This window comes from Enterobacter sp. CP102 (genome assembly GCF_025152625.1).
Lineage (GTDB): Bacteria > Pseudomonadota > Gammaproteobacteria > Enterobacterales > Enterobacteriaceae > Enterobacter > Enterobacter soli.
The window spans coordinates 1,127,954-1,150,633 of sequence record NZ_CP104014.1 but is presented as its reverse complement, the minus strand read 5'-3'; the positions used below and the strand labels follow the sequence as shown (position 1 = coordinate 1,150,633).

Sequence of the window (22,680 nt, the reverse complement as noted above, 5' to 3'; positions counted from 1 at the left end):
ACTTAACTCTCAGGATCACAGCAGGCCCGCTTGTGTCATCAGCTCAATGACTTTCTTACTGTTGAGTGTAGAAGGCTCAACTTTAGGTGCATCAAGATCTTTCAGCGGAACCAGTTTCGGGTTAGACGCGGCGTTGACACCTACGGCATATTCGAACGCATTGTTAGTGCGCAGCTGCTCCTGACCTTCTTTGCCGGTGATCCACTTAATGAAGGCCTGAGCCTGCTCTTTATGCTTGCTGGAGGCCAGAACACCGCCACCAGAGAGGCTCACGAACGCACCCGGATCCTGGTGTTTGAAGTAGTAGAGTTGGGTATTTTTGCTGTTTTCACCGGTTTTGGACTGATCAACAAAACGGTAGTAATGATAAATCACGCCGCCATCAATCTGACCGGCATTGACCGCTTTCATCACGGTGCTGTTGCCTTTGTAGGCAACAAAGTTGGCTTTCATCGCTTTCAGCCAGTCCAGGGTAGCCTGTTCGCCTTTCAGCGCCAGCATCGCACTGACAATCGCCTGGAAATCAGCACCAGACGGGGAAGCAGCCCAGCGGCCTTTCCACTCAGGTTTTGCCAGATCCATCAGCGACTTAGGCAGCTGCTGTTCGCTCAGTTTAGTCGGGTTATAAACGAAGACGGTGCTACGCGCCGCAATACCAATCCAGCGACCATGCGCAGGACGAAATTCCGCAGGGACCTGTTTTAATGTGGCCGCATCTAATGGTGCAAACAGTTTTGCATTATCAACCAGTACCATTGATGGGGAGTTTTCGGTCAGGAAGACATCCGCAGGTGACGCACTTCCTTCCTGAACCAGCTGGTTACCCAGCTCGCTGTCATCGCCATTACGCAGAGTGACTTTAATCCCTGTTTCTTTAGTAAAACCATCAACCCACGACTTCACCAGATTTTCATGCTGGGCGTTATATACAACGATACCTTCGTTGTTTTCTGCCGCAACCGACTGAGTTGAAAGGAAAATCGATGAAGACAATAATGCAAGCGAGAAGCATGACAATACGCGAGAATTCATGAACATATCCTTAATAGACCAAAGTAAATAACAACGAATGGCTTTGCGGGATACGGATTAAAACATATAAAAACGCTAATGATAATTACTATCAGTCATGTTTTTTTCGTAAAAGTCTAAAATATTAGTTTGACCTAATTTAAGATGATAAAAATCCAATAAAAAAAGACGACTATATTAAAGATTAGGAAAACCTTAAGACGAAAAAATATATTATTTAATTAGCGCTCTATTTATTTCAGGCAATTGAATTTACACCTTACGGAGGTGAAATACACAGCATTATTCAAAAATGACACGCAGAGGAAAAAGAGGGTTCAAGGGTGGCGAAACGGACGTTTTGATAAAAACAGGATCTGAATGGCACGCCCTGTAGGATTCGAACCTACGACCTACGGCTTAGAAGGCCGTTGCTCTATCCAACTGAGCTAAGGGCGCACGGGGAAGCGTAAACTTCGCAGTGGTGAAACGCGTGGAATTATACGGTCAATGGCAGGTGAGTCAATGCCTTTTGGCATGATTGTCGGTCTTCTCTGTCGATATGCGTTACCCGATTGTAAATACGCCTGTTTTTTCAACATTTGTCCTCGTTCTGCTTGCTGCGAAAAGGCTTAGCTGCATTTAAGTAACGCCTGCTGTTTTCCAGCGCCAGGCTCCGTCACTCTATGGCGAAGACTGGCAAACAACAGGACGACGGCGTGGCAGTGCAATCCCCCCGCTTACAGCACATCTCTTGCGATATCACCGGGATCAAACTTGAACCGATAGTTGCCCTCTCTACTTCGCGTACTATAGGTGCTGAAGTGCTCAGCGTGTTATCACCCCACCAGCAAAGCGAGCATTTTTTTCACAATCAGTCGGCGGTTCAGTCGCTTATGTTGCTTGAAGCGCAGCTCCGCGCGTTAAAAAACGCTCTCAATGGTAATAACCTTTTTATCAATCTGCCGATAACCGTATTAACGGCAGGCAAAACGTTTAACCAACTGATGCAGCTGAAAAGTTCGCCACTCAATATCGAGATTGTTGAACCTGCATCTTTTTTCAGCCTCTCTGCCGAAGAACGTGAGTGTGTTACCCATCGCTTGCAGCAGCTAAGCAGACAGGGTCACCGCATCTGGCTGGACGACGTTGATGAAACCGTTATCCAGCCGTTTTTATCCAGTCGGTTACCCTTATGCGGCATCAAAATAGATAAAGTCGCGTTCTGGCGATTACGCGCCTCACCTGCGCTAGCCAGGCTGGTGAGTCTCTGTTCGCAAATTGCCGGACAGGTGCTAATCGAAGGTATCGAAAACGACCGGGATCGTGTGTATGCGTTACAGGCAGGAGCAGGATTAGGCCAGGGTTATCACTGGCCATGCTGGTATTGGCCGGAGGACTAGCCAGTCATCGCCAGGAGGGAAGCTATGCGAATGACAGTACGCCGCTACAGACGGCGTCGGACAGGAAGTGATTCACCGGGATTTACACACTCGCCCTATCCTCCCCCCTTTTTCGATCGTCTTGAGTTTTTGAGCCAGTCAATTAACCAGACTCGCAAGACGCACGCGCCTTTTATTATTCTGGTCACCCAGGATAACTACCTTCGCACCGGTATTCTGAACGGGCACTCACCGCTCAGTAACTGCTGTGATTGTGAGACGCTGGAAGAGGCGTTCAGCGCGCTCGTCCACTGGCCATCTGCCCGGCTGCTTGTGGATATCGAAAGCCGGGCCATTACCCTCATCAATATGCTGGACAGGCTAAGAAGACAGAGCCTCTATGCCCCTTTTCTGATACCTCATTTACTGATCAGGGCGGATGATTACGACACCCGTCTTTTTTGCCGGGCCGCCGGGCCGTTTCACGTTCTGGAACGCCAGCTCACCGCAAAGGCCATGCAACAATCCCTGCTGGACACCTCTGCGCCGGTGAGCATGAAAAAAGAGTGGTTCTGCCGCAATGAATGGCCCGTACTTCAGTATTTGTCGCAGGGTTTGTCACTGCGGGAAATAGCTGACATACAACATCGGCCTTACAGCCGGATCATTTATCGCCTGAACTGCATTCTGAAAAAACTCGGCTTAAATCATCGCCAGGAACTGCTGCATCTGCTCAATAACCTGTCTGACTTCACGTTTTAACTTATCCACTAACCCATTAATTCCTAAAGACCTTTAGGAAATGACTTAAGATAATTGTCAATTAACTGTATTTTTTTAACATAACAGTCGAAATTACAACTATTCCTAATTTCTCCACTTCAACAACGCGAAATACCACAAAAACCCGAACAGGCAGTCCTTTCAACCAAGCGTTAAAATAATAGTGATTCCGTTAATAAGATGATAATGATGCAAAAACAAGCAGATTAGTGAGAAAGACAGCAGCCAGGAAGACAAAAATGCAGCATATCCTGCTGTTCAGTCACAAGATTTTCCTTGAGAGCATCAGCGCCTGCCGTTGGCGGCACCACGGCCTGTGTCAGCGATCGCTTCGCTAACACCAGGAAAAATGACTCAGGGTTTCGGGTTTAAATTTTTAACAACCGATCAACATATAGAGAGATATGTCATTTTTTGTTATTACATAAAGATGATGCATTGCTGTATAAGAAATATCAGGTCATTTCAGCTAAAATTAAATTAATAGATATTGGCTTCCAGAAGATAATATAGCGCAACACGCAAAACATAATTTACAGGCTTTTCGGAGAAAGCTTAAGCGGTATAATAAGACGTGTTTCAAATATGAATAAGAAAACACTTTTGCCACCACCAGCCAATTTAACAATCCGCGCTGAGGCATTGAATTTATCACTACGTAAACAAGGATGCTTTCGCTCTTCCAGGGAATTACCACCGTATAAGGATCTGCATAATTATCCTTCCGACTTTCCGAGAGTTTTAGCAAAACCCTGCACAACGCTTTTAACAATCTGAGGCATATAAAATGAAACCGGCATCCGTTATCATTATGGACGAACACCCTATTGTCAGAATGTCGATAGAAGTCCTGCTACAGAAAAATAAAAATATCGTGGTTAAGCTCAAGTCAGGTGACAGCCATGAAGTTCTTGATTGTATACGCAACCATGCGATTGATCTGGTGATCCTGGACATCGAACTGACCGGGACTGACGGATTCGCATTACTCAAGAGAATCAAAAACTTAAATAAGGACATTAAAGTTCTTTTCCTGTCCTCAAAATCAGAGGCGTTTTACGCCGGGCGCGCCATTCGCGCCGGAGCAAACGGCTTTGTCAGTAAGCGAAAAGACCTGGGGGAGATCTATAATGCGGTTGAAATGTTATTGACGGGATATTCATTTTTTCCATCAGAAACACTCAATTTTATAAATCACCTGGGAACACACAAAGGAATGGATATAGACATGCCGTTATCAAACCGGGAAGTGACGGTGCTGCGGTATCTGGCAAATGGGTTATCGAATAAAGAAATCGCCGAGCAGCTCTTGCTCAGTAACAAAACAATAAGCGCTCACAAATCCAATATTTATTCTAAGCTGGGTGTGCAAAGCATTGTTGAGTTAATTGATTACGCGAAAGCCCACGAATTACTTTAACCTGAATTCACTCCCTGCAACTTATGCGAGTTTCAGGGAGTGCGGTCAGTTTCAATTATAATTAATCATAAAGGTGGCATCGGCATCTGCCCTGCCGGGCTGCGGGTTATCGGCCGTGGCAATATAATTGGCATAAAACGACAGCTCTGCGTTTCCCTGGGCGTCTACCGCCACCGTCTGACTGGCCTGCTGCAATGCCAGACGTGTTTTATCCCGATCGCGGATTTCCACCGCAACATTGCTGGCCTGGCTTGAATCATTCAGAGCCAGTAAACCGCTGCCGCTCCCGTCCTCTTTTCCTGAAAAGGTTATCGATGCCGCGCCGGGCGGGCATCCGGTCAGCTTCAGCGTAAAGGGCACCGGCTGCGTCCGGCTCCCGGTGGTGCTGAGTTGTTTTGTCGGCCAGGTGCCCAGCGTCACGATTTTGTCGCTGTCGCTGCCTTCCGCGACACAGGTGAAATCCACAATATTGCCATACAGCTCAATGTTGATTTCCCCCAGTGCCGTGGTGGCATGGGCGTTCGCGTGAACCAGCGCTACCAGCAGCAGTGCTTTACTCCAGCGTCGCATTACGCCTCCTTTATTCATAATCCACGCGCAAATACCCGCGAGAGGTAAAACGCCCTTCGGCGGGTTTGTTGCCCGTGATACTGACCGGCCAGGCTCTGATCCCCACCTGCGCCTGCGCGCTGTCATCCAGACGGAATGGAATTTTACTGGTCAGGTTGTTGGGCGTTAGCGGGGTGCCGTTTTTTGTCGCAATGACAAACCCCAAATCAGGATTATCGGAAACCAGCGCATTGCCAGAGGTTTGCTCAGCTTCAATACGCATGGACAGGTAAGCATTGGCTTCCACATTGGTGCATTTGATGGCGATCGTTTTTGTCTGTGGCGAAACCTTGTCCGGGCGATTTCCGGCTCCGGCCTGGCTAAACAGCGATGCACCAATTTCACCAAAATCAAATTCCACTACTTTGCCGGCATTAATTTCGCAGCTTTGCGGCACCTGGATCGTCCCGCTGTAGCTGATGGTGTAAACCGGCGTGCTGAGCGGGTCTGACGATGTGGTGGTGACATAGACCCTGAACATGGTCTGCTGCGGGATCACCACCATATTGATAAACCGGCGCGTCACCCTGAGGCGAAACACCAGCTTCGAATCCGTGACCGGAAAGGCTTTGTTGTTTGGCACATTAGGGTGCTGACCCATCTGGATGTAGTTCGCTGGCGGATAAAACGTCCCGGCGTAATCGTCGTGGATCTGCATCGCGCCATCCAGATAGTCATTCAGCTTCACATATTTGTAGCTGTCTATCTCGGTGGTGATGGGCAGGTCCGTGACGTAACTGCGCATGGTCGATTTGCCGGAAGTGCCCTTCGGGCAGATAGCGTTCACCCCGACCAGCCCGGATTTTTGCGCCAGGGTGACAATCTGCCCGGGCTTGTTGTTAGAGCTGTCAAAGACGTTTGAGAGATCGTAAGAGATGTCCTTCGCAACACCGTCGGCATTCTGACACACCGTTGCCCACGCAGGCAGCGCGCCACACAGCAGTACCGCGCCCAATAGCGTGTGGGGAAATTTCATTATTGAGTTCCTGTTATCGATCACAGCTTGCCCCCGCCATGGTAATGGCCTGGTTCTGGCTATCAGGTGGTAAGCGGTAGTGCGCGCGACACCGGGACTGCATCCCGTCGCCCCACTGGATCAACAGATCCCCTTCCAGCGGTAATCCGCTGAGGTAAATCTGCCCGTCATCCCCCACCATGCTGGTAACGCCGCTTTGGGTTTCACGCACTACAGCACCGAACGGCACGGGTTGATCGCCGCGTCTGACGGTCAGTAACGCGCGTACGCCGATCCGGGCATCAAAGCTGGCACGGACCAGCGCGCCTCTTGTCGGCACTACGCTGCTCACGTTGTTTTCGATATCGGTATTGTTGCTCATGGTGTTGGTATCCAGCGCCACACGGTTATAGCGGTAGACCGTGGCATACGGCATCACCGCGTAGCCGCGCCAGTCGGTTTTCACTCCAGTCTGGTTTTCCACGCTCACTCCTGATGCTCCCGGCGCTTTGATCAGAACGTTGGTATCCCCCAGCGGTTGGCTGAAGGTCACGCCATTTTCGTGGCCGACGATGCCGCCAGAAAACTGCCAGTTGAGATCATGTTGATCGCGCGCGTAGTTGTAGCCCACACCCAGGGTGCCGTAGGTCGCCTGCCAGTTGGCGCTGGCACTTCCGCTGGCGCCGTTATTGCTGGTATGCCCCTGGGTCACGCTGTAGTTCAGATTACGGTCTTCAAGCAAGGTGCCGCTGATCCCGGTTTGCCAGCTGCTGTCACCGTCGTTATTCCGGCTGGCTGACGCCGTGGCATAAGCCCGGTCAATGGCGTTATCACGTCGATAATCGTGGCGCGTGAACAGGCTGAAAGGAACCGAGACGTTAAACGAGGCGATCCGGTCTGTGCCGTCGATCCCCACGGCTTTATTCCACGACCAGGAGACGGAATAGCTGATGCCCTGAATGCCGCCCGCGTAGCCAAGCTGATACCAGACGTTTGATTCACTGGTTCCCCAGTAGCTTTGCTGGCTGCCAGAGACATACAGCGATCCGTAATCCCCCAGCGACTGGGAGATATTGAGCTGGAAGCGCCCTTTTTTATTCCACGTCAGATTGTGATAGCTCTGCACGTCCGCCACGCCGTCATCGTCCTGGCTGTCGCCGTATTGATAGCCTTCCATCGAGCGCCAGGCCACATCATCCAGGGTGTAAAACCCTTTTGTGGAGTAGCGGTAACCGAGCAACTGAAAGTTGGTGCCAAATCCGTTCAGGGATTTCGCGTAGAGGAAGCGTAGCGACTGACCTTCGTGGCGGCTGTCATCAGCAAGCTGGCTGCGGGCGTGGGTCAGGTCGAGCGATATCGCCCCCCAGTCACCGAGGTTTTTCCCGGCACCGATGGCCAGCGCCGTGTAACGTGATGCCAGCTGCGTACCGCCGTAAAGCGTGTAACCATCGGCAAGACCGGCAATTAACGTCCCCTGAGTGAAGAATGGCGTATCCTGCTCGCTGTTCCCGCTGCGGTAGTCCCCCGCCACCAGGTCATACTTCCAGCGCCCTTCACGCTGAAGCTGTGGCACGGTGGAATACGGCACCGTGTAGCGCTGCTGGCTACCGTCTTTTTCTTCTACAGTGACTTCCAGGTCACCGCTGGAGGAAGTGGGGTTCAGATCGTTTATCGCAAAAGCACCGGGCTGGACATAGCTCTGGTAAATCACATACCCGTTCTGGCGAATAACCACTTTCGCAGGCGTACGGGCGATACCGCGCACTGTGGGCGCGTAGCCCTGAAGGCTGTCCGGGTACATGCTGTCAGAAGAGTAGAGCCGCCCGCCGCGAAAACCGATGCTATCAAACACGTCGTTACCGGTATTGCTGTCACCCAGCACCAGCTCGCTTTTAAGGGGAATAATGCTGCGCTGTGCCCAGGTGCCAATATTTTCCCAGTTGCTGTGCCGCTCGCCGTTGTTTTGCGAATAGCGCCACGCGCCGTTGTTGCGCAGACGCCAGGCACCGTAGTTCAGCCCGCTTTGCAGATTCAGATAATAACTGTCGTCGTCGCTGCCCCGGTTGCCGGTAAAACTGTAGTTGAGCAGCGCAGCGGGGATCCCGTCATCCCACTGTTCAGGGGGAATGTAGCCCCGTACGCTGTTCTGCATCGCCACCTGCGGCAGGCTGACGTTAAGCCGCAAAGAGGCAAAGTTAAAAACGACTTCGCTGCCAGGTAGCGCTGTGGTCAGCGGCGCACAGGCATCGCCCTGCACGTCCGCCAGTTCAGGGAAGGCGGCAATGTTGACGCCAAAACGGTCAAGCATGGCGCGAGTGACACAAGCCGAAAGCCCGCCCGCCACCGGCGGCGGATTCCCGGTTGCTTTCTCAAAGCGTACATCCTGAGTGCCGATAAATTCGTCGTTGCGCCAGATATCCACGCGATAGACGCCAGGGGCTTGCTGATGGCCTTTCTCAAAACGCGACAAATCCGCCACGCCTGCGCTGTCATCAGACAAAAACGCCGGATTAAAGTAGCTTTCGCTGAAGCCGCTTTGCGGCCAGAGTGCGGCCATCAGCGCCAGAGCCACCGGACAGGCACGCCATTGATAAGTCTTCATCGCCCTGACTCTGCTCACAGCTTAACGCTACGCGCCGGCGTAATGGCGCCATAATCATTTACGCTCTGCCAGGAAAGGACACCGCCAGCCGCCGCCGGAAGCGCCTGCTGCGCCGTGTTTTTCGGGGCAATCATCAGATTTTCCAGGCTCTTCCCGCCGAGAGATAAATTGACCAGCGTGACGTAATAAGGTGAGGCATTACTCACCCTGAGCTGATTGCCGATACGCTCAAAACGGAGCTGCGAAAGCGCCTCTTCCGGCGGCATCGCCAGGTTTTTAGGCCGCACAAACAGCTTGATGCGCGATAAAATAGCCAGTTGCAGGACGTTGTTGCCTTCCAGATGGGATTTATTCACCGACGGGATAGCCTTCACGTTCATGTAAAACAGCGATTCGCGGTCAGCAGGCAGTGCTGGCCCGGCGTAAATAATTCGCAGCGTGTTTTCGCTGTCCGGCTCGCTGACAAACAGCGGCGGCGTAACGGCGAACGTTTTCTCTTTTTGTCCGCTGGCATTTTCAATCCACGCGTTAATTAAATATCGCTCTTGTTTATTACTGTTGGTTATTGCAAGCGACGTTTGTTTCGCCTCTGCCGGATAAATAACGCGCGTGGCCCCCAGAGCGATACCACCGGAGGCATTTGCGGATGTCGACACCAGCAGCAAAATAAGTGAAATAATCAGTCCTGGTTTAAATAGGGTGTTCATCACAACAATACCTTTCGTTATTTGTTCGCAGGTGCAGGCGCGTCAGGGATAAATCAACGTGAACCAGACATCCGACTGAATACGGCCTGGTACAAGGTGTTCGGAAATAGCCCGATAACGGGCGCTGAAATGAAAAGCCAGCTCGCGGGTATCTATCGTTAACCGGCTGACGGTCGTTTCATTAGGGATAATCTGGCGCTGTTGTTCGTCAAAAAGTGCCAGCCCTACACCGCTGCTGACGGGCGTCTCTCCGGGGCGGGAGGTTGCCAGAAAAACCTGCGGATCTTCAGTGGGCGTTACCCCCTGAAACTGAATAGCCACCACGCGCGAGACATCCACGCGACAGTCCAGCAATCGCACGGTGAAAGGGATGTTCACCGTTGAAAAACTTCCCACGCCGGAAAACGCGTTAGTGCGGTACTGTCCCATGTCGATACGCATATTCTGGCTGTCGGGCGCAACGGCGCAGCCACCATTAACCAGCTCACCGTTGAGGTGAACGCGTCCGCCATCCACTACCACGGTATGTGCCATCACTGACGGCGCGACAGAGCAGGCCAGCAGCAACAGTATCCCAGTCCAAGTCATCCTTCGTTCCCGGCTTTAGCGTATGACGGGCCTCATCCGTAAGGCCGTAAACCTCCCTGTTAAACAGACTTATTCGTATTTCATCACGAACGTTGCATCCGCATTTGCCTGACCTGGCTCGGTGACGGCTGCGGTGGCTTTATAGCGTGCAGTGAAGCTCAGGGTGTTAGTCCCTTCAATCAGGCTCTGCGCCGCAGAGAAGGTCGCGCCGTCTGGCGTCAGGGTGGTAGATTTGCTGTCGAGGATCTCGATACCCACGCCTTTAGCAGAGTTGTCGTTGTTCCCGGAAGTGACTGCCAGCAGGGTTTTGTCTGTGGCATCCAGTGGCCCTGTGAACGCAACGGCCGCGGTTTTCGCCACCAGCGGATCGCAATCATTCAGAACGATGTTGAAGGGAATATTTGAGGTGGTGTCACCAATTTTAGTGAATTTCGCCGTGCGATATTGACCAAGATTAACCGTCTGTTCGGAAGATTCAGTATTAACTGAACAGGCCGCATTCACTAATTCACCTTTAAAATGAACGGTACCGCCATTAACGGAAACAGGTGTCGTGGTATCTTCCGCATGAGCGGCACCGGCAACCAGCGCCAGTGTAGCAATAACGGTAGATGCAATATTGCTGAGTTTCATAGCTATTCCTTTAAATATGTAAAATACCCTTCCCGCGAATATCGGGAATAAAAATCACAATCAATTGGTTAAATTGAATGATTATTTCAGAGGGAACAAAGTAGCTTATGAATGTATTTTAAAATATGTCAAAACGCTGCGATTTAACCAGGCCACATCCTAAACCACCCTAAGAAATTGACCATGCGTTAATCAGGGGTTTTGAGGCCGTGAAGGAAATCTCGCAAAGGGTGACTGACAGCGGCGCTCGCTTCTGACAAAATATAGGCAATCCCCCTTTCAAACGTTACAGACGGAATCTTCTCTCTGATGGCAGCAAAGATTATTGACGGTAAAACGATTGCGCAGCAGGTGCGCTCTGAGGTTGCGGAAAAAGTGAAGGCGCGTAAAGCGGCCGGACTTCGCGCCCCTGGGCTGGCTGTTGTGCTGGTTGGCAGCAACCCGGCATCGCAGATTTATGTCGGCAGCAAACGTAAGGCATGTGATGAAGTGGGCTTTGTTTCCCGCTCTTACGATCTGCCAGAAACCACCAGCGAAGCAGAACTGCTTGAGCTGATTGACACCCTGAACGCCGATAAAGAAATTGACGGCATTCTGGTACAGCTGCCGTTACCTGCGGGCATCGACAACGTAAAAGTGCTGGAGCGTATCGCACCAGACAAAGACGTCGACGGTTTCCATCCGTATAACGTCGGCCGCCTGTGCCAGCGTGCGCCGCGTCTGCGTCCGTGCACGCCGCGCGGAATCGTGACGCTGCTGGAGCGTTACAACATCGACACCTACGGCCTGAATGCCGTGGTGATTGGCGCATCCAACATCGTTGGCCGTCCGATGAGCATGGAGCTGCTGCTGGCGGGTTGCACCACCACCGTCACCCACCGCTTCACCAAAAACCTGCGTCACCACGTTGAGAACGCTGACCTGCTGATCGTGGCAGTTGGTAAGCCGGGCTTTATTCCTGGCGAGTGGATCAAAGAAGGCGCAATTGTCGTGGACGTGGGCATTAACCGTCTGGAAAGCGGCAAAGTGGTGGGCGATGTGGTTTATGAAGATGCCGCAGCGCGCGCGTCTTACATTACTCCGGTACCGGGCGGCGTAGGCCCGATGACCGTTGCCACACTGATTCAGAATACATTGCAGGCGTGCGTTGAGTATCACGACGTAAAGGAAGCGTAAGATGGCCACATTTTCATTAGGTAAACACCCGCACGTTGAGCTGTGCGATCTACTCAAGCTGGAAGGCTGGAGCGAAAGCGGCGCACAGGCCAAAATCGCCATTGCCGACGGGCTGGTGTTAGTGGACGGCGCGGTGGAAACCCGCAAGCGCTGCAAAATTGTCGCGGGCCAGACCGTGAGTTTTGAAGGTCAGAGCGTTACCGTTACGGCCTGAGCCGTTTAATGCCCGGTGGCGCTACGCTTACCGGGCCTACGTGCAGTCTCCGTTTGTAGGCCGGGTAAGGCGCAGCCGCCACCCGGCAATTTCTCTTACAATCCCCTCACACCCATCGCGGTTATTTATCGATCAACTTCAAATAATCACTATTTCATCTGTTGAAAAGTAAAAATTCGGTTGCGCGTTTTTCACTCTTTGCCCACGATAAGTAGAACGTTCTACTAAAACGTTCTACTTACAATAACAGCGCTAAAAAAAGCGCTACTCGGGGGAAGATCAGCATGGGTCTGATATCAGGGTTTGTTAAATCGCTGTCTAAGTTATCGATGATTGGTCGCGCCTTAATGCTGCCAATTTCACTGCTTCCCGCTGCGGGCCTGCTGCTGGCCTTCGGGGATAAGTTTCATCTACCGCTGATGATGAACGCGGGCGGAGTTATCTTTGATAACCTGCCGATGCTGTTTGCCATTGGCTCTGCCGTCGGTCTGGCATCGGAATCCGGTATTGCGGCGCTGTCTGCGGCGGTATCTGTGTTTGTCACCAATATTACCATCAGCACCGTACTGAGCATCACGCCGGAAATGGCCTCCCAGGGCGGTAAGTACGCCATGGTCGTCGGCATCCCGACGCTGCAGATGGGCGTCTTCGGCGGCCTGATCTGCGGTATTCTCGCGGCATGGTGCTATAACCGCTTCCACACCATGCAGCTGCCGGAATTCCTGGGCTTCTTCTCCGGTAAGCGCTTCGTGGCGATTGCAACGGCGTTCCTCTCATTCCTGATGGGCCTGCTGCTGCCGTATGTCTGGCAACATATTCAGTCCGGTATTGATGCGCTCTCGGTTGTCGTGAACGGCGATAATCAGGCGGCCTCGACCTTTATCTTTGGTCTGGTGGAACGCGCGCTGATCCCGCTCGGCCTGCACCACATCTGGTATCCGTCCTTCTGGTACTCGTTCGGGGATTACACCACCCAGGCGGGTCAGGTTATCCACGGCGACCAGACCATCTGGTTCAAGATGCTGGAAGAAGGGGTGAAATCCTTCAGCAGCAACACTTACCAGAACGCCGGTAAATTCATGCAGGGTGAATTCCCGCTGATGCTGTTCGCACTGCCTGCGGCATGTCTGGCGATGTATCATGAAGCTCATACCAAAAATAAAAAAATCGCTGCCGGTATTCTGTTCTCTGCGGCGCTCACCTGCTTCCTGACAGGGATCACCGAGCCGGTTGAATTCACCTTTATCTTCGTGGCACCGATTCTGTATGTCTTTAACGCCATCATGGCGGGTCTGGCCTATATGACGATGTACCTGTTACATGCGCATATCGCCAAGTCCTTCTCTGCGGGCTTTATCGATTACCTGTCGTTCGGGATCCTGCCATCGTTTAACGGCTATCAGACCAACTTCCTGAACGCCATCATCATTGGCATTCCAATGGCGCTGATTTACTACTTCACGTTCCGCTTTGTTATCCGTCGTTTCGACGTGAAAACGCCAGGCCGTACCGAAGTGACCGCCAACGCGGACGATAAAACCGACACCGAACTGGCAACGGAAATCATCAGCCTGCTGGGTGGTGCGCAGAACATCAACTCCGTCGGCTCCTGCATTACCCGTCTGCGTCTGGAAGTGTCAAAAAGTGATGACGTGGATAAAGACGGCCTTAACGGACTGGGGGCTCGCGGCGTCGTCTTCGTCGGCGATAACGGTATTCAGGTGATTTTCGGTGCCAGAGCACAGTTTATTGCCCAGACCATGTCCACGATGATCGGCAAATAATAAGATGCCTGCACGACGCGTCTCCTGTAGTCTGGGAGACGCATTGTTGTATCTGGCTGATAATCGGTAAATTTCAGGGAGCGGTTTTGAAGAAAGTCAGCATCATTGATGTCGCAAAACAGGCCGGTGTCTCGGTTTCGACCGTTTCTCTGGTATTGCGCCAGAAAGGCAAAATCTCAGAAGCCACCATTGAGAAAGTCCACGCTGCCATCAATACGCTTGGCTATGTGCACAACACGGCCGCAGCCAATCTTCGCGCTAACACTTCCAACCTTATTGGCCTGATCCTGCGCGATTTCAGCGACAGTTTTTCCATCAAAGTGATGGCGAGCATTGTTCAGGAGCTGGAAAAACAGGGATACATGGTTTTTCTTGGCCAGCCGCTCAACGATCATGAACATCTGGAGCGCTGCCTGCTTTCGTTTAAACAACAGGGCGTTGCCGGTGTAATTTATCTGGCGTCGGATACTCGCACCTCGACATTACCCCCTCAGATCCGTGATTGCCCGCTACCGCTGGTTGTGGTGTCCCAGTCGCTGTTGAATGAGCCCTGCAATCTGGTGATGCGTGATAACCGCCAGGCGGCTAACCTCGCCACACGCTATCTGATCGAGCGCGGACATCGCAATATTGCCTATATTGGCGGGCGTGAAGGTTGCCTTATCCGGGAGCAGCGTTTGCTGGGATTTCGCAGCGCCATGGCCCAGTACGGCCTGGTGAATCGTGAGGAGTCCGCTCCCGCCTGTAGCGACGACACCCAGGCGGCCAGTTTTGTCACCCGCCAGCTTCTTGAGAAGAACAACACCATTACCGCCCTGCTCTGCCACTCGCCCGATGCCATGATCGGCTCGATTTCAGGCATTCATCATGTTGGCCGCACCGTCGGGAAAGATGTGTTTTTAACCCAGCAGGTCGCGCTGGTGGGTTTTGAGGATATGCTGCACGTCAATCTCACCTCGCCGTCGTTCACTTACGTGTCGTCAGCCAGCGAGGAAACCGGGCGTCAGGCCGCCGGGCTGATTATCCGCAAGCTGAAAGAGCCGGAACTGCAAACCCAGAGGATCACCCTTTCCGGGCAACTTATTGCAAGGGAATCGGCGTAAAAAAGCCGGGTGGCGGCTACGCCTTACCCGGCCTACGGTCACGATGTTGTAGGCCCGGTAAGCGTCAGCGCGACCGGGCGTTACAGACTTACTTACGACGCCAGGTGGTACCCTGCGCGCCATCTTCCAGAATGATACCCATCTCGGTCAGACGGTTACGCGCCGCATCTGCCGCCGCCCAGTCTTTCGCCTGACGCGCTTCCAGACGTGCTTTGATCAAGGCTTCAATCTCTGCCACTTCGCCATTGTCCGCCTGCGCGCCGCTTTGCAGGAACACATCCGGCTCCTGCTCCAGCAGGCCAAGCACTGAAGAAAGCTTACGCAGATGGGATGCCAACGCATTGGCCGCTGCCATATCTTCTGATTTCAGGCGGTTCACTTCACGCGCCATATCAAACAGCACGGAGTAGGCTTCCGGGGTGTTGAAGTCGTCGTTCATCACCTCAACAAAGCGCGCTTCAAAGGCTTCGCCACCGGCTGCTGCTACCGATTTGTCGGTACCGCGCAGCGCGGTGTACAGGCGCTCCAGCGCAGAACGCGCCTGTTTCAGGTTCTCTTCGCTGTAGTTCAGCTGGCTGCGATAGTGGCCGGACATCAGGAAGTAACGCACGGTTTCCGCATCGTAATACTTCAGTACGTCACGCACGGTGAAGAAGTTGCCGAGCGATTTCGACATCTTCTCGCGGTCAACCATCACCATTCCGGAGTGCATCCAGTAGTTAACGTACTCACCGCCGTGCGCACAGGTAGACTGCGCGATTTCGTTTTCGTGGTGCGGGAACATCAGGTCAGAGCCGCCACCGTGAATGTCGAAATGTTTGCCCAGCTGTTTGCAGTTCATCGCTGAACACTCGATGTGCCAGCCCGGACGGCCTTCACCCCACGGGGATGGCCAGCTTGGTTCGCCCTCTTTGGACATCTTCCACAGGACAAAGTCCATCGGGTTACGCTTCACGTCAACAACGTCAACGCGCGCGCCGGCCTGCAACTGATCCAGATCCTGACGGGACAATTTGCCGTATGCCGGATCGGTCGGCACAGAGAACATCACGTCGCCGTTATCCGCCACATAGGCGTGACCACGTTCGATCAGCTTCTCAGTGATATCGATAATTTCATGAATATGGTGGGTCGCACGCGGCTCGCTGTCCGGGCGCTGAATATTTAATGCATCAAAGTCTTTGTGCATTTCAACGATCATGCGATCCACCAGCGCGACAAAGCTCTCACCGTTTTCATTAGCGCGTTTAATGATTTTGTCGTCGATGTCGGTGATGTTACGCACATACTTCAGGTTGTAGCCCAGAAAACGCAGGTAACGAGAAACCACGTCAAAAGCAACAAAGGTGCGGCCATGACCGATATGACAGAGATCGTAAACCGTAATACCACACACGTACATGCCGACTTCCCCGGCATGGATAGGTTTAAATTCCTCTTTTTGGCGCGTCATTGTATTAAAGATTTTTAACATCGAAGATTCCATGTAAACACGTGTGTGGACGAAAACCGGGTATTCTACCCGTAATTCAAACCCGAAGCAGCACACAATGCAAGGTGATCGCATCCTGTGGTTATGCTATAACAAGCCCCTATATGTGACCCGAACACGGGTTGACGCACCACAATAACGGAACAGGATGCAAAAATGGTTACTTTCCACACTAATCATGGCGATATCGTAATCAAGACTTTTGATGACAAAGCGCCTGAAACAGTTAAAAACTTCCTGGACTACTGCCGCGAAGGTTTCTACAACAACACCATCTTCCACCGTGTGATCAACGGCTTTATGATCCAGGGCGGCGGTTTCGAACCTGGCATGAACCAGAAAGAAACTAAAGAAGCGATCAAAAACGAAGCAAACAACGGTCTGAAAAACACCCGTGGTACGCTGGCAATGGCCCGTACTCAGGCTCCACACTCAGCAACCGCGCAGTTCTTCATCAACGTGGCTGACAACGACTTCCTGAACTTCTCTGGCGAAAGCCTGCAAGGCTGGGGCTACTGCGTATTCGCAGAAGTGGTTGAAGGTATGGACGTTGTTGACAAGATCAAAGGCGTTTCTACTGGCCGCAGCGGTATGCACCAGGACGTTCCTAAAGAAGACGTTGTGATTACAAGCGTGACCGTCAGCGAGTAATTCGTGGCGACACTCTTTATTGCAGATTTACACCTGCAAACAGAAGAACCGGCGATCACCGCCGGTTTTCTGCGTTTTTTACGCGGTGAAGCCAAAAACGCCGATGCGCTTTACATTCTGGGCGACCTGTTTGAAGCCTGGATTGGCGACGACGATCCCAACCCGCTGCACCACGACATTGCCGCCGCCATTAAAGCGCTGGTCGATTCCGGGGTCCCCTGCTACTTCATCCACGGCAATCGTGATTTCCTGCTCGGCAAACGTTATGCCCGTGAAAGCGGCATGACCTTACTGCCGGAAGAACAGGTGCTCGACCTGTATGGCCGTAAGGTGTTGATCATGCACGGCGATACGCTCTGCACCGACGATACCGGCTACCAGGCATTTCGCGCCAAAGTCCACACCCCGTGGATCCAAACGCTGTTCCTCGCTCTGCCGCTGTTTATCCGCAATCGCATCGCTGCGAAAATGCGCGCAGGCAGTAAAGCCGCCAACAGCAGCAAATCCATGACCATCATGGACGTTAACCCACAGGCGGTTATCGATGTGATGGAAAAACATCGCGTGCAATGGCTGATCCACGGTCATACCCATCGCCCGGACGTCCATTCGCTTACCATCAACAGCGAACCCGCTCATCGCGTCGTGTTGGGAGCCTGGCACAGCGAAGGCTCAATGGTAAAAGTCACGCCCGAGAGCGTGGAGCTGATCGCATTTCCTTTCTGATACCCCACCGCACTAAATGATCAAATGAATTCAATTTTTTTGAATGATGTTGGCAAATTGTTTCGATTTTAATCAATCCATGGTCGGTCTATTATTTATCACATCAGGGCAACACGCCCTACTACAGACAAAACACTTAAGGAATACGACCATGAAATCCATCAAAACTTTCGTTGCAGTTGCCGCTCTTTCTCTGATCTCTTTCGGTTCTTTCGCTCAGAGCGTCAGTGCTACCGCCTCTACCATTGACCGTGCAGAAGCCAAAATTGCCGCTCAGGCTGCTGAACAGGGTGCGTCATACAAAATCACCAGCGCACAGTTCAACAACCGCGTTCACATGACTGCGGAACTGACTAAATAAGACCCCTGATTGCCGTGCCGCCAGTAAACAGACCAGCGACAGCGACAATACGATGAGTAAGGAACAGAGAATGAAAACAATCAGCATCGTGAGCACCCTGCTGCTGGCCGCTGTCCTGTCCACTGGCGCGATGGCGGCGGAGCATCACTTCTCCACCCCGGAAGCAGGTTCGAATATCGACACCAGCATGGAAAATCATATTGATGTCGGCCATGCATTCGATAAAGAAAACCTGACAGCAGGAAATCTCCTGTAAAAATCGCCAGAGATTTTCGCTAAACAGACCGCCAGATGCGGTCTGTTTTGTTATGCGCGGGTGGCCACAACGGCTCAAGTTTTAGCCGCGCAACCGTTTTCCTTGCCCGTATTACATGCTATTCTCTGTGCCCTCGAAAGCAGTGTGTTTCGCACCACAGGAGTTTTAAGACGCATGTCTTCCCGCAATAATCCGGCGCGTGTCGCCATCGTGATGGGGTCCAAAAGCGACTGGGCTACCATGCAGTTCACCGCCGAAATCTTCGAAATCCTGAATGTTCCGCACCACGTTGAAGTGGTTTCCGCACACCGTACACCCGATAAACTGTTCAGCTTTGCCGAAAGCGCTGAAGAGAACGGTTACGAGGTGATCATTGCCGGTGCGGGCGGCGCAGCACATCTGCCAGGCATGATTGCCGCAAAAACGCTGGTGCCAGTATTAGGTGTTCCGGTACAAAGCGCAGCATTAAGCGGCGTTGACAGCCTTTACTCTATTGTTCAGATGCCACGCGGTATTCCGGTGGGTACGCTGGCGATTGGCAAAGCCGGTGCGGCAAACGCTGCGCTGCTGGCCGCACAGATTCTGGCGACTCACGATAAAGCCCTGCATCAGCGTCTGGCTGAGTGGCGTAAAGCCCAGACCGACGAAGTGCTGGATAACCCGGATCCGCGGGGTGCGGCATGAAACAGGTTTGCGTTCTCGGCAACGGTCAGCTCGGCCGGATGCTGCGCCAGGCCGGTGAACCGCTGGGAATTTCCGTCTGGCCCGTCGGGCTGGATGCCGAACCGGAAGCCGTGCCTTTTCATCAGAGCGTGATCACCGCCGAGATCGAACGCTGGCCGGAAACAGCCCTGACCCGTGAGCTGGCGCGTCATAACGCTTTTGTTAACCGCGATGTGTTTCCGATCATTGCCGACCGCCTGACCCAAAAACAGCTGTTCGACAAGCTTGGTCTGGCGACCGCGCCGTGGCAGTTGCTGTCCGATAAAAGCGAGTGGAACGATGTGTTTGCCATGCTCGGTGAACTGGCGATTGTGAAGCGTCGCGTGGGTGGTTACGACGGCCGCGGGCAGTGGCGCTTACGTGCCAGCGAAACCGCCGAACTGCCGGATGATTGCTACGGTGAGTGCATTGTTGAGCAGGGCATCAACTTTAGCGGCGAAGTCTCGCTGGTTGGCGCGCGTGCACACGATGGCAGCACCGTGTTTTATCCGCTGACGCACAACCTGCATCAGGATGGCATTCTGCGCACCAGCGTCGCCTTCCCGCAGGCGAATGCCGCGCAGCAGGCACAGGCAGAAGATATGCTCTCGGCCATCATGCATGAGCTGGGTTATGTGGGCGTGATGGCGATGGAGTGCTTTGTCACTCCTGCCGGGCTGCTGATTAACGAACTGGCTCCGCGCGTGCACAACAGCGGGCACTGGACGCAAAACGGCGCATCCATCAGCCAGTTTGAGCTGCACCTGCGCGCCATTACAGACCTGCCGCTGCCGCAGCCGGTGGTGAACAGCCCGTCGGTGATGATCAACCTGATCGGTACCGATCTGAACTACGACTGGCTGAAGCTGCCACTGGTGCATCTGCACTGGTACGACAAAGACGTGCGTCCGGGGCGTAAGGTGGGACACCTTAACCTGAACGACACCGATGAAGGTCGTCTGAGCGCGACGCTTGAAGCCATTATTCCGCTGCTGCCACCAGAGTACGCCAGCGGGATTGTCTGGGCACAGTCGAAGCTCGCGTAAGTCTCCTCCGCCGGGGAGTTGATCTTCCCCTTCCCCGGCGTAAAATCCCCTTCCATTGCTGTTTTGATTTCTGGAATCACCATGCACGATGGAACGGACTATCGCGCGATCCTCGCGTCTGATACCCCTTTAATCGACGTTCGCGCGCCGATCGAATTCGCACAGGGCGCGATGCCCGCCGCAATCAACCTGCCATTAATGAACGACGACGAACGCGCCGCCGTTGGCACCTGCTATAAACGTCAGGGGCCAGAAGCCGCGCTGGCGCTCGGTCATAGCCTGGTGAAAGGCGACACCCGCGAGGCGCGCATTCAGGCCTGGCGCGAAGCCAGCCTGGCAAATCCCGACGGCTATTTCTGCTGCGCGCGTGGCGGACAGCGCTCGCATATCGCCCAGGCCTGGCTTAAAGAGGCCGGCGTGGATTATCCGCTAGTGAAAGGTGGCTATAAGATGCTGCGTCAGGCAGCCATTCAGGCCACCGTTGAGCAGGTGCAAAAACCGATGGTGCTGATTGGCGGCTGTACCGGCAGCGGTAAAACCCTGCTGGTGAAGCAGCACGCGCAGGGGATCGATCTGGAAGGGCTGGCGCACCATCGGGGCTCGTCGTTTGGCCGCACGCTCACGCCGCAGCTTTCGCAGGCAAGTTTTGAGAACCAGCTGGCGGTTGAGCTATTAAAAAAAGATGCCGCACGCTGGGTGCTGGAAGACGAAGGCCGCATGATTGGCTCTAACCACCTGCCGGAGTGCCTGCGCGATCGCATGATGCAGTCGTCAATTGTGGTGGTGGACGACCCGTTCGACATTCGCCTTGAGCGCCTGCGCGAAGAGTATTTCGACCATATGTGGGCCGATTTTTCTGCCGCATATGGGGAAGAGACAGGCTGGAAGGAGTACAGCGAGTATCTGCACCACGGTCTGTTCGCCATTCGCCGCCGCCTGGGGCTACAGCGCTTTGCTGAATTTACCGCGTTATTAGATAGCGCACTTCTGGAACAGCAACGTTCCGGCAGCACCGGGGCGCACTTTAGCTGGCTTGCGCCGCTGTTGAATGATTATTACGACCCAATGTACGGCTATCAGCTGGAGAAGAAAGCAGAGAAGATTGTGTATCGCGGGACGTTCGAAGAAATAGCCGAGTGGCTTGATCGCTGATAAAAGCCGGGTGGCGCCTACGCGTGCTTTGTAGCCCCGGTAAGCGCAGCGCCACCGGGGAAACAGACGACTTAGAAGTCGTAACGCAGACGCACCAGGTTCATATCGCCCAGATCGTCGGTGCTGGAGGTGAACACGTGCTCGTAGTCAACACGGAAACCGTAATCCAGCTGGAAGCTGATACCCACGCCGTTGTCGATACGCTGGTAGTTACGACCATTCACGTATTCGATGCGATCGCCCATGAAGTAAGGCTGGATAGATTTAACCGCATACTGACCGATTGGGAATTTGTAGCCCGCGAAGTACTCAATACCCCATGCGTCACCGGCAAAGTAGTTGTTGGTAGATACTTTTTTGGTGGTCATGAAGTTCTGGTACCAGCCGCCGCCCGCGGAGAAGGTCCAGTTATCAGGCGTCCAGCTCAGCGCCGTACCCAGGATGTTCTGATCGTAGGTTTTGCTGTCGCTGTTTTCCGGGTTACGCATTTCCGCGCGGGTGTAGTTCCACGCCGTACCCCAGGTCAGATCTTTGGTCAGGTGATAATCCAGACCCAGTGAACCGCCGCCTTTACGTTTGTAACGCAGGCCATTGCCTGGCAGGTATTCACCGTCTTCGAACAGGTAGGATGCATAGATATCAGCATCGCCCACGGTTTTCTTATATTTCAGCATCTTGCGTGAACGATAAGAACCGTCGTAGTCGCCGTTGATACCGTTACCTGGTGCCTGGCCGATCATGTCGTAGTCCCAGATATCGGTTTTCGCGCCAACCACATCATAGTAAACGCTGTTCTGTTGACCGAAGGTCAGCGTACCCCAGGTGTCGCTCTTCAGACCGGTGTACAGCATACGGCGAGAGGTGTTGTTTGCACCTTCTGCGTAGTGGTTATCCCAGTCGAACAGCGCAGGAATGTTCACACCCAGCTCGTAGTAGCTTACCCAGCTGATGTCATCAAACAGATAGTAATCTGCTGCGAAACGGAAACGGGTGCCGCCGTCGAAGCCATTACGTTTGTAGGAACCTTTATCGCCGTCGCCAGTCATCATGTTGAACTGAGGACGGATACTGCCGCCAACGGTGAAGTTAAGACGGCTCAGCGGATCGCCCGCCTGTGGATCTTGTTTCAGAACAGTGATTTCCGCCTGAGTTGCGAAAGACGTCAATGCCACTGCCGCGCCGATCGTTGCCGCCAGCGCTGTTTTTTTTATAGTCATTATTTTTCCTTGATAGACACGCTGCTAAATATTTAGCAGGTGAATATTAACTGGAAAATATAGGGCTGTGTGGGTGGGTTTTTAATGATTTGTGCTACTAAAATGATGGG

Annotated in this window: 23 protein-coding genes and 1 tRNA gene; 14 read left to right on the top strand and 10 right to left on the bottom strand. The window is 53.0% G+C overall.

Translation table 11 applies throughout. The annotated features are described in order from the left end of the window. Positions 1-15: 15 nt before the first annotated feature. Positions 16-1,032 carry an iron ABC transporter substrate-binding protein gene (locus tag N1249_RS05385; protein WP_259835115.1) on the bottom strand — a complete coding sequence of 339 codons (1,017 nt, stop codon included), beginning with the start codon at positions 1,030-1,032 and terminating at the stop codon, positions 16-18. A 361-nt stretch (positions 1,033-1,393) separates the two neighbouring features. Next, positions 1,394-1,470: transfer RNA gene (locus N1249_RS05380), tRNA-Arg, on the bottom strand. A gap of 227 nt (positions 1,471-1,697) precedes the next feature. On the opposite strand from N1249_RS05380, the gene N1249_RS05375 reads away from it, so the two are divergent. From N1249_RS05375 to fimZ, 3 genes are all read left to right on the top strand, one after another. Then, positions 1,698-2,414 (top strand): EAL domain-containing protein, encoded by a 717-nt coding sequence (locus tag N1249_RS05375; protein WP_259835114.1) that lies wholly within the window; start codon positions 1,698-1,700, stop codon positions 2,412-2,414. A gap of 24 nt (positions 2,415-2,438) precedes the next feature. Further along, positions 2,439-3,155 carry a DNA-binding response regulator gene (locus N1249_RS05370; protein WP_259835112.1) on the top strand — a complete coding sequence of 239 codons (717 nt, stop codon included), beginning with the start codon at positions 2,439-2,441 and terminating at the stop codon, positions 3,153-3,155. 808 nt (positions 3,156-3,963) lie between these two features. Next, entirely contained in the window at positions 3,964-4,596 is a 633-nt protein-coding gene (fimZ, locus tag N1249_RS05365; protein WP_259835110.1) for a fimbria biosynthesis transcriptional regulator FimZ, read from the top strand. A 51-nt stretch (positions 4,597-4,647) separates the two neighbouring features. Here the strand turns inward: fimZ and sfmF are convergent, their stop codons facing one another. From sfmF to fimA, 6 genes are all read right to left on the bottom strand, one after another. After that, positions 4,648-5,166, bottom strand: coding sequence for a fimbria assembly protein (gene sfmF, locus N1249_RS05360; RefSeq protein WP_259835108.1), 519 nt, complete (start codon positions 5,164-5,166; stop codon positions 4,648-4,650). Positions 5,167-5,176: 10 nt separating this feature from the next. After that, the gene (fimH, locus tag N1249_RS05355; RefSeq protein WP_259835107.1) at positions 5,177-6,181 is read right to left on the bottom strand and encodes a type 1 fimbria D-mannose specific adhesin FimH; all 1,005 of its coding nucleotides are present in this window, start codon (positions 6,179-6,181) and stop codon (positions 5,177-5,179) included. A gap of 13 nt (positions 6,182-6,194) precedes the next feature. Beyond that, entirely contained in the window at positions 6,195-8,762 is a 2,568-nt protein-coding gene (locus tag N1249_RS05350) for a fimbrial biogenesis usher protein (RefSeq protein ID WP_259835105.1), read from the bottom strand. 14 nt (positions 8,763-8,776) lie between these two features. Beyond that, positions 8,777-9,469, bottom strand: a complete 693-nt coding sequence (gene fimC / locus N1249_RS05345) for a type 1 fimbria chaperone FimC (protein ID WP_257272744.1) — start codon at positions 9,467-9,469, stop codon at positions 8,777-8,779. Positions 9,470-9,511: 42 nt separating this feature from the next. Continuing rightward, entirely contained in the window at positions 9,512-10,057 is a 546-nt protein-coding gene (gene fimI / locus N1249_RS05340) for a type 1 fimbrial protein subunit FimI (RefSeq protein WP_259835102.1), read from the bottom strand. A 69-nt stretch (positions 10,058-10,126) separates the two neighbouring features. Then, a complete protein-coding gene (gene fimA / locus N1249_RS05335; RefSeq protein ID WP_259835100.1) occupies positions 10,127-10,690 on the bottom strand; it encodes a type 1 fimbrial major subunit FimA in 564 nt (187 codons plus the stop codon). 309 nt (positions 10,691-10,999) lie between these two features. Here fimA and folD point away from each other — a divergent pair, with 309 nt between their 5' ends. The 4 genes from folD (at position 11,000) to malI (ending at position 14,967) form a co-directional block, all read left to right on the top strand. Continuing rightward, positions 11,000-11,866 (top strand): bifunctional methylenetetrahydrofolate dehydrogenase/methenyltetrahydrofolate cyclohydrolase FolD, encoded by an 867-nt coding sequence (folD, locus tag N1249_RS05330; protein WP_259835098.1) that lies wholly within the window; start codon positions 11,000-11,002, stop codon positions 11,864-11,866. A gap of 1 nt (position 11,867) precedes the next feature. Further along, positions 11,868-12,080, top strand: coding sequence for a ribosome-associated protein YbcJ (ybcJ, locus tag N1249_RS05325; RefSeq protein ID WP_045286674.1), 213 nt, complete (start codon positions 11,868-11,870; stop codon positions 12,078-12,080). A gap of 284 nt (positions 12,081-12,364) precedes the next feature. Continuing rightward, the gene (locus N1249_RS05320; protein WP_259835095.1) at positions 12,365-13,864 is read left to right on the top strand and encodes a PTS transporter subunit EIIC; all 1,500 of its coding nucleotides are present in this window, start codon (positions 12,365-12,367) and stop codon (positions 13,862-13,864) included. 86 nt (positions 13,865-13,950) lie between these two features. After that, positions 13,951-14,967 carry a Mal regulon transcriptional regulator MalI gene (malI, locus tag N1249_RS05315; RefSeq protein WP_259835093.1) on the top strand — a complete coding sequence of 339 codons (1,017 nt, stop codon included), beginning with the start codon at positions 13,951-13,953 and terminating at the stop codon, positions 14,965-14,967. Positions 14,968-15,055: 88 nt separating this feature from the next. Here the strand turns inward: malI and cysS are convergent, their stop codons facing one another. Further along, a complete protein-coding gene (gene cysS, locus N1249_RS05310; protein ID WP_259835090.1) occupies positions 15,056-16,441 on the bottom strand; it encodes a cysteine--tRNA ligase in 1,386 nt (461 codons plus the stop codon). Positions 16,442-16,615: 174 nt separating this feature from the next. Between cysS and ppiB the strand changes: the two genes are divergently transcribed. The 7 genes from ppiB to mnmH all read left to right on the top strand — a co-directional run bounded on the left by ppiB (position 16,616) and on the right by mnmH (position 21,353). Further along, entirely contained in the window at positions 16,616-17,110 is a 495-nt protein-coding gene (ppiB, locus tag N1249_RS05305) for a peptidylprolyl isomerase B (protein WP_014069196.1), read from the top strand. A 3-nt stretch (positions 17,111-17,113) separates the two neighbouring features. Beyond that, a complete protein-coding gene (gene lpxH, locus N1249_RS05300) occupies positions 17,114-17,836 on the top strand; it encodes a UDP-2,3-diacylglucosamine diphosphatase (RefSeq protein ID WP_259835088.1) in 723 nt (240 codons plus the stop codon). Between the two features lie 151 nt (positions 17,837-17,987). Continuing rightward, positions 17,988-18,197 (top strand): YdgH/BhsA/McbA-like domain containing protein, encoded by a 210-nt coding sequence (locus N1249_RS05295; protein WP_014069194.1) that lies wholly within the window; start codon positions 17,988-17,990, stop codon positions 18,195-18,197. A gap of 70 nt (positions 18,198-18,267) precedes the next feature. Further along, on the top strand, positions 18,268-18,453 hold the full coding sequence (locus N1249_RS05290) for a hypothetical protein (protein ID WP_259835087.1): 186 nt from the start codon (positions 18,268-18,270) through the stop codon (positions 18,451-18,453). A gap of 174 nt (positions 18,454-18,627) precedes the next feature. Further along, positions 18,628-19,137 carry a 5-(carboxyamino)imidazole ribonucleotide mutase gene (purE, locus tag N1249_RS05285; RefSeq protein WP_014069192.1) on the top strand — a complete coding sequence of 170 codons (510 nt, stop codon included), beginning with the start codon at positions 18,628-18,630 and terminating at the stop codon, positions 19,135-19,137. Continuing rightward, positions 19,134-20,201, top strand: a complete 1,068-nt coding sequence (purK, locus tag N1249_RS05280; RefSeq protein WP_259835084.1) for a 5-(carboxyamino)imidazole ribonucleotide synthase — start codon at positions 19,134-19,136, stop codon at positions 20,199-20,201. Before purE ends, purK begins: the two co-directional genes overlap by 4 nt. Positions 20,202-20,282: 81 nt before the next feature. Further along, entirely contained in the window at positions 20,283-21,353 is a 1,071-nt protein-coding gene (gene mnmH, locus N1249_RS05275) for a tRNA 2-selenouridine(34) synthase MnmH (RefSeq protein WP_259835082.1), read from the top strand. A gap of 71 nt (positions 21,354-21,424) precedes the next feature. On the opposite strand, the gene N1249_RS05270 is transcribed toward mnmH, so the two are convergent. Further along, positions 21,425-22,570, bottom strand: coding sequence for a porin (locus tag N1249_RS05270; protein ID WP_259835081.1), 1,146 nt, complete (start codon positions 22,568-22,570; stop codon positions 21,425-21,427). Between the last annotated feature and the right edge of the window lie 110 nt (positions 22,571-22,680).